Below are 6,477 nucleotides of genomic sequence, written 5' to 3'. Positions count from 1 at the left end.
CCGCCGCACCGTGTGGTGCGGCGGCCCTCATGGCCGGACCGGGTCGCCGGTCTCTGCGGGCGAACGGGCGTCAGCCGCCCGGACCTCCGAAGATCCCGCCATTGTTCCCGTTGCCGTTGCCATTTCCGTTGCCGTTGCCATTGCCGTTGCCGCCGTTCGGCGGGGAGGCGGACGTCGATGGGCTGGTACTGGGACCGCCGACGTCACCACCGTTCGCAGCTCCGGTATTGGTTCCGCCGTTGTTGTTCTGGCAGTTCCAGTCCCATGCGCTGCAGGTGTCGCTGGGGTCGGGAGCGGGCGGGGAGGGAGTCATCGAGGGCGACTCGGTCGGCGAGGCGGACGGCGAGGGCGACTCCACGGCGGTGGGCGTCGGCCTGGGGCTCTGGGCACCGCCGCCGTAGACCTTCTCACCGATCGGCTCCGGCTTCGGGAACGTCAGGACCGGCATACCCTGCATCGCCTCCGCCATGTAGTCGTGCCAGATCTGGGCCGGGAACGAGGCACCGTGGATCTTCTCCTCGCCACCCGTACCGAACATCTTCTCGAACTCGCGGTGGGTGTTCTTCTCGTCGTCGTCCAGCCGGTACATGCTGATGGCCGTCGACAGCTGCGGGGTGTAGCCGACGAACCAGGCGGACCTGTTCTCGTCCGTCGTACCCGTCTTGCCCGCCACGTCGCGGCCGGGGAGCTGCGCGGGAGTTCCGGTTCCCTTCTCGACGACGTTCTTCAGGACATCGGTGACGTTGTCGGCGATGTCATTGCCGAAGGCGCGCTTGGGGGCGTCCTTGTGCTGGTAGATGACATCGCCCTCGTACTTCACTTCCTTGACCGAGTAGGGCTCGCGCTGCATGCCGCTGGCGGCGAAGGTCGCATACGCACCGGCCATACGGATCGCGCTGGGCGAGGACGTACCGATGGAGAACGACGGCACATTCGAATCGGCCATGTTGTTGTCGTCCTTGAGCCCCGCGGCCATGGCCATGGCCTTCACCTTGTCGGTGCCGACGTCCATGCCCAGCTGGACGTACGGGGAGTTGGCGGACACCCGCATCGCCTCACGAAGGGTGATATTGCCCTCCGACTTGTGGCCGTCGTTGGTCTGCAGCCACTCGCCGCCCTTCTCGTTTTTCCAGACCTCGCCGTTGTACTTCTTGATCTTCAGTTTGTCGTCGCCGTTGTAGATGCTCAGCGGCGAGACCTTCTCGCGATCCGACAGACCCTGGTCCTCCTCGAGCAAGGGGTTGCGCTTGCCGTACTCCATCGCCGCCGCCAGCACGAACGGCTTGAAGGTCGAACCGACCTGCGCACCCGTGGGGTTGGCGTTGTTGGTGTAGTGCTTGGTCGCGTCCTGACCGCCGTAGATCGCCACGATGGCACCGGTCTTGGGATCCACCGACCCGCCACCGAACTGGACGTGGGTGTCCGTCTTGGGGCGCTGCTTCGGCTTGATCTTGCTGTCGTAGACCTTCTGGACCGCGGCGTCGAGCTCCTTGACCTTCTTCTCGTTGAAAGTGGTGTGGATCTCGTAGCCGCCCTGGGCCAGCTTTTCAGCCGTCATACCCTTGACGTTGTTCAGGGCGTACGACTTGGCGAGGTCGACCAAGTATCCGGTCTGACCGCCCAGCTGGGCGTTCTTCCTCGGCGGCTTGGGCATCGGGAACTCGGTGTACTTGGCGCGCTCCGCCTGCGAGAGGCGCTTGTCCTTGACCTCTTCGTCGAGGATCCACTTCCACCGCTTCTTGGCCCGTTCGGTGTTCTTCGCCTTGGTGGCCTGCACGGAATCGACCTCGACGGCGCCCGCCGGATCGTAGTAGGTGGCGCCCTTGAGCAGCGTGGCCAGGAACGCACACTCGCTCGGGTTCAGCTCCGTGGCGTCCTTGTCGTAGTACGTACGGGCCGCCGCCTGGATCCCCGACGCACCTCGCCCGTAATACGAGATGTTGAGGTAGTCGGTGATGATGTCGTTCTTGTCCATCTCGTTGGTGACCTTGAGCGTGATGAAGATTTCCTGGAACTTCCGGCTCAGGGTCTGGTCCTGGGACAAGTAGGAGTTCTTCACGAACTGCTGGGTGATCGTCGATCCACCCTGGGTCTGACCACCGGTCGCCATGTTGTACAGAGCACGGGCGATACCCATGGGGTCGATGCCCCTGTCGTGCTCGAAGGACTTGTTCTCGGCCGAGATGACCGCGTTCCGCATGGCTTCGGGGATCTGCTCGTAACCGATGATCTGACGGTTGACCTCACCGCCCGTGGCGACCATCTGCGTGTCGTTGTCCCAGAAATAAACGTTGTTCTGCGCCTTCGCGCTTTTGTTCACGTCGGGCGTGGTGACCATCGCGTACGCGATGCCCGCCAGGCCCATGAACAGGCCGAGGAAGCCGATGCAGAGGCTGGAGACGAGCTTCCAGGACGGCACCCAGCGCCGCGCGCCGTACTTCCCGGCGCGCGGGTAGTCGATGAAGCGCTTCTTGACGGGACCCTGGCCACCACGGCCACGCCCCCGTCCCGGGCCCTCGTGTCCGCTGTCGCCACCACCACCGCGACGACGACCACCGCCGCCGCTACCGCCGCCACGGCCGCCGCGCTGGGCGGCCCGTCTGGCCGCCGCGCGCCCGCCGTACGGGCTGTCCCCGCCCCTCGAACCGGAAGGCGACTCGGTCGGTGACTCGGAACTTACTCCGCGTGACGGAGCGGCTCGGCGTCCGGAGGACTGCTGGGCGGCTCGTCTGGCCGCTGCCCGCCCGCCACCTTGCGGTTGGGGCGATTTGCGACGGTGCTCGCTCATGGAACGACTACTCCTCGGGCAGGCAAGAACGCCTGGAAGCGGCGGCTGAGATCCGGTCCCCCGAATGACGGACCAGCCCTGCGACAGACTCATCCGCAGTACCTCCGACTGGTCCGCGAAGACTGACGCGCGCGGCCGTCTCACGGTTCCCGGTGGTCTGCATGCCGCACAGACTACGCACGGTCAAAACCCTCCTAGCGCCGAACTTCACCCCAAACAACGCAAGTCGGTGCCTATGAATTCACGATGTGACGCCGTTCACGATGCCCCCTCTTGCCCCAGGGCGACGACCGATCTATCGTCCTGATGTATCGAGTCGATACATCAGCTCGGTACATCAGCTCGGCACAGGGCTCCGCGAGAGCACCCGGAGAAGGAGGAGGCGAAGTTGAGCAGACGCTCCGGCATCCTCGAATTCGCCGTTCTCGGTCTGCTCCGCGAGTCCCCGATGCACGGGTACGAGTTGCGCAAACGCCTCAACACGTCGCTGGGGATCTTCCGCGCCTTCAGCTACGGCACCCTCTACCCCTGCCTCAAGACGCTGGTCGCCAACGGCTGGTTGATCGAGGAGCCGGGAACAGCTCCGGCCGTCCTTCCGCCCGCCGCCGGCCGTGCGGTCGCCCCCGCCTCCTCACTGGCCGGGCGCCGCGCCAAAATCGTCTACCGGCTGACGGCGGAAGGTAAGGAGCACTTCGAGGAGCTGCTTTCGCACACCGGCCCCGACTCCTGGGAGGACGAGCACTTCGCAGCCCGTTTCGCCTTCTTCGGGCAGACGGAGCACGAGGTGCGGATGCGGGTGCTGGAAGGCCGGCGCAGCCGGCTGGAGGAGCGCCTGGAGAAGATGCGGGCCTCCCTGGCCCGCACCCGCGAGCGCCTCGACGACTACACACTTGAGCTGCAGCGACACGGCATGGAGTCCGTGGAGCGCGAAGTGCGCTGGCTGAACGAGCTCATCGAGAGCGAGCGGTCGGGACGGGATCAGCGACGATCCTCGCCCGGGGGCGAAGCTCAGCAGAACACAGCAGGAGAGACGGACGGCCTGCCCCGGCACCGGGGTGACACCCTGCCGGATCCGTCCGACGACACCTCAAAGTGAGGTCCCCGCAGATCCGCGGGACTTCATCGGGAACATCCATTACACACAGGGAGCAACCGGAATGGGTTCGGTTCGCGTAGCCATCGTCGGCGTGGGCAACTGCGCCGCCTCGCTGGTCCAGGGCGTCGAGTACTACAAGGACGCCGATCCGGCCGGCAAGGTGCCCGGCCTGATGCACGTCCAGTTCGGCGACTACCACGTGCGGGACGTCGAGTTCGTCGCCGCCTTCGACGTCGACGCGAAGAAGGTCGGCCTCGACCTCGCGGACGCCATCGGTGCGAGCGAGAACAACACCATCAAGATCGCCGACGTTCCCAGCACCGGCGTGACGGTCCAGCGCGGCCACACCCACGACGGTCTGGGCAAGTACTACCGCGAGACCATCGAGGAGTCGGCCGAGGCCCCGGTCGACGTCGTCCAGGTCCTGAAGGACCGCAAGGTCGACGTCCTCGTCTGCTACCTGCCCGTCGGGTCCGAGGTCGCCGCGAAGTTCTACGCGCAGTGCGCCATCGACGCCAAGGTCGCTTTCGTCAACGCCCTCCCGGTCTTCATCGCCGGCACCAAGGAGTGGGCGGACAAGTTCACCGAGGCCGGTGTCCCGATCGTCGGCGACGACATCAAGTCGCAGGTCGGCGCCACCATCACGCACCGCGTCATGGCGAAGCTCTTCGAGGACCGGGGCGTCATCCTGGACCGCACGATGCAGCTGAACGTCGGCGGCAACATGGACTTCAAGAACATGCTCGAGCGTGAGCGCCTGGAGTCCAAGAAGATCTCCAAGACGCAGGCCGTCACCTCCCAGATCCGTGACCGCGAGCTCGGTGCGGACAACGTCCACATCGGCCCGTCGGACTACGTGGCCTGGCTGGACGACCGTAAGTGGGCCTACGTGCGCCTCGAGGGCCGTGCCTTCGGTGACGTTCCGCTGAACCTGGAGTACAAGCTCGAGGTGTGGGACTCCCCGAACTCCGCCGGTGTCATCATCGACGCCGTTCGCGCCGCGAAGATCGCCAAGGACCGCGGCATCGGTGGCCCGATCCTCTCCGCGTCCTCGTACTTCATGAAGTCCCCGCCGGTCCAGTACTTCGACGACGAGGCCCGCGAGAACGTCGAGAAGTTCATCAAGGGCGAGGTCGCCAACTGACGCGACCGGACACGGCGCGTCGACGCGGCTCGGTAGCGAGCGGCAACGCTCCTTCCCTTCCGCACCGTTGAGGGTCCCCGGGTCATCCACCCGGGGACCCTCAACGTATGTGACCCTTGATCACATGCCCGTCGTAGGTGATCTGCGCGTACTCCTGCGCCTTCGGAACTTCCGTCGTCTGCTCGCCGTACGGCTTCTCTCCCAGTCGGCGGACGGCGTCTATCAGGTCGCGCTGGCGACGCACGTCGTCTTCTCCCCGGAGAAACAGGCATCGGCGGGGGCCATCGCCTCCGCCATGGCCGTGCTGCTCCTGCCGTACTCGCTCATCGGCCCCTTCGCCGGCGTCCTGCTGGACCGCTGGCCACGTCGTCAGGTCTTTCTGTACGGCAACCTGCTGCGCGCCGCACTCGCCTGCTGCACCGCATTCCTGATCCTCGGCGCCGCACCCGACTGGCTCTTCTACGTCTCGGCGCTGTGCGTCACCGCGGTCAACCGCTTTGTGCTGGCCGGGCTCTCGGCCGCGCTGCCGCGTGTGGTCGACAGGGACCGGCTGGTGCTGGCCAACTCACTCTCGCCCACCGCGGGCACGCTCGCCGCCACGGCCGGCGGCGGCCTCGCGTTCATCGTGCGGTTGCTGCTCGCCGACTCCGACGCGGCGGTGGTGCTGCTGGGCGCGGCGCTCTACCTCGCTTCGGCACTGGCCTCCCTGAGTCTGGCCACCGGACTCCTCGGACCGGATCAGGACGGGCGCCGCATCCAGCTGCGAAAGGCTCTGGCCATCACGGCTCGGGGGCTCGCCGACGGGCTGCGTCATCTGGCGGAGCGGAAGCAGGCCACCCGTGCGCTGGCCGCCATGACAGTGATCCGCTTCTGTTACGGGGCACTGACCGTGATAGTGCTGATGCTGTGCCGGTACGCCTGGTCCGACAGCGAATCCGAAGGCCTGGCCCTCCTCGGGCTGGCTGTGGGGATATCGGGTGCGGGCTTCTTCGCGGCGGCCGTGGTGACACCGTGGGCAGTGGGGTGGCTCGGGCGGTTCCGCTGGATGGCGGTGTGTGCGACGGCGGCCGCCGTCCTCGAACCCGCACTGGGGCTGTGGTTCGTCCCCGCGCCGATACTCGTCGCGGCATTCATCCTCGGACTCGTCACTCAGGGGGCGAAGATCGCAACGGACACGGTGGTGCAGACCTCGGTGGACGACGCCTTCCGCGGCCGGGTCTTCTCCCTCTACGACGTGCTGTTCAACGTGGCGTTCGTGGGCGCTGCCGCGGTCTCTGCCCTGATGCTGCCTCCTGACGGGCAGTCGTTCGTAGTGGTGATCGGAGTGGCCGTGCTTTATGCAGTTGTCGCCGTACCGCTGTTCCGGTGGAGCCGCACCGAGAGGGCACTCCGGCGTGCGTGAGAGGCGCTGTGGCGAGGGCGGGTGAGGGGCGCTGTTTCACGTGAAAC

At 66.4% G+C, this 6,477-nt stretch carries 4 protein-coding genes; 3 read left to right on the top strand and 1 reads right to left on the bottom strand.

All coding sequences use genetic code 11. The annotated features are described in order from the left end of the window. Window positions 1-70: 70 nt before the first annotated feature. Window positions 71-2,788, bottom strand: a complete 2,718-nt coding sequence (locus ACFU8Q_RS37800) for a transglycosylase domain-containing protein (RefSeq protein WP_384463579.1) — start codon at window positions 2,786-2,788, stop codon at window positions 71-73. Window positions 2,789-3,176: 388 nt separating this feature from the next. Between ACFU8Q_RS37800 and ACFU8Q_RS37795 the strand changes: the two genes are divergently transcribed. From ACFU8Q_RS37795 to ACFU8Q_RS37785, 3 genes are all read left to right on the top strand, one after another. Next, complete coding sequence (locus tag ACFU8Q_RS37795; protein WP_384463575.1) at window positions 3,177-3,884, top strand: helix-turn-helix transcriptional regulator; 708 nt, start codon at window positions 3,177-3,179, stop codon at window positions 3,882-3,884. A 61-nt stretch (window positions 3,885-3,945) separates the two neighbouring features. Then, a complete protein-coding gene (locus ACFU8Q_RS37790) occupies window positions 3,946-5,028 on the top strand; it encodes an inositol-3-phosphate synthase (RefSeq protein ID WP_384463572.1) in 1,083 nt (360 codons plus the stop codon). Between the two features lie 124 nt (window positions 5,029-5,152). Then, window positions 5,153-6,430, top strand: a complete 1,278-nt coding sequence (locus ACFU8Q_RS37785; protein WP_384463569.1) for an MFS transporter — start codon at window positions 5,153-5,155, stop codon at window positions 6,428-6,430. Window positions 6,431-6,477: the final 47 nt, after the last annotated feature.

It is taken from the genome of Streptomyces sp. NPDC057543, assembly GCF_042801895.1.
In the GTDB taxonomy this organism is placed as follows: domain Bacteria; phylum Actinomycetota; class Actinomycetes; order Streptomycetales; family Streptomycetaceae; genus Streptomyces.
This window is presented reverse-complemented; position numbering and strand designations above follow the sequence as displayed.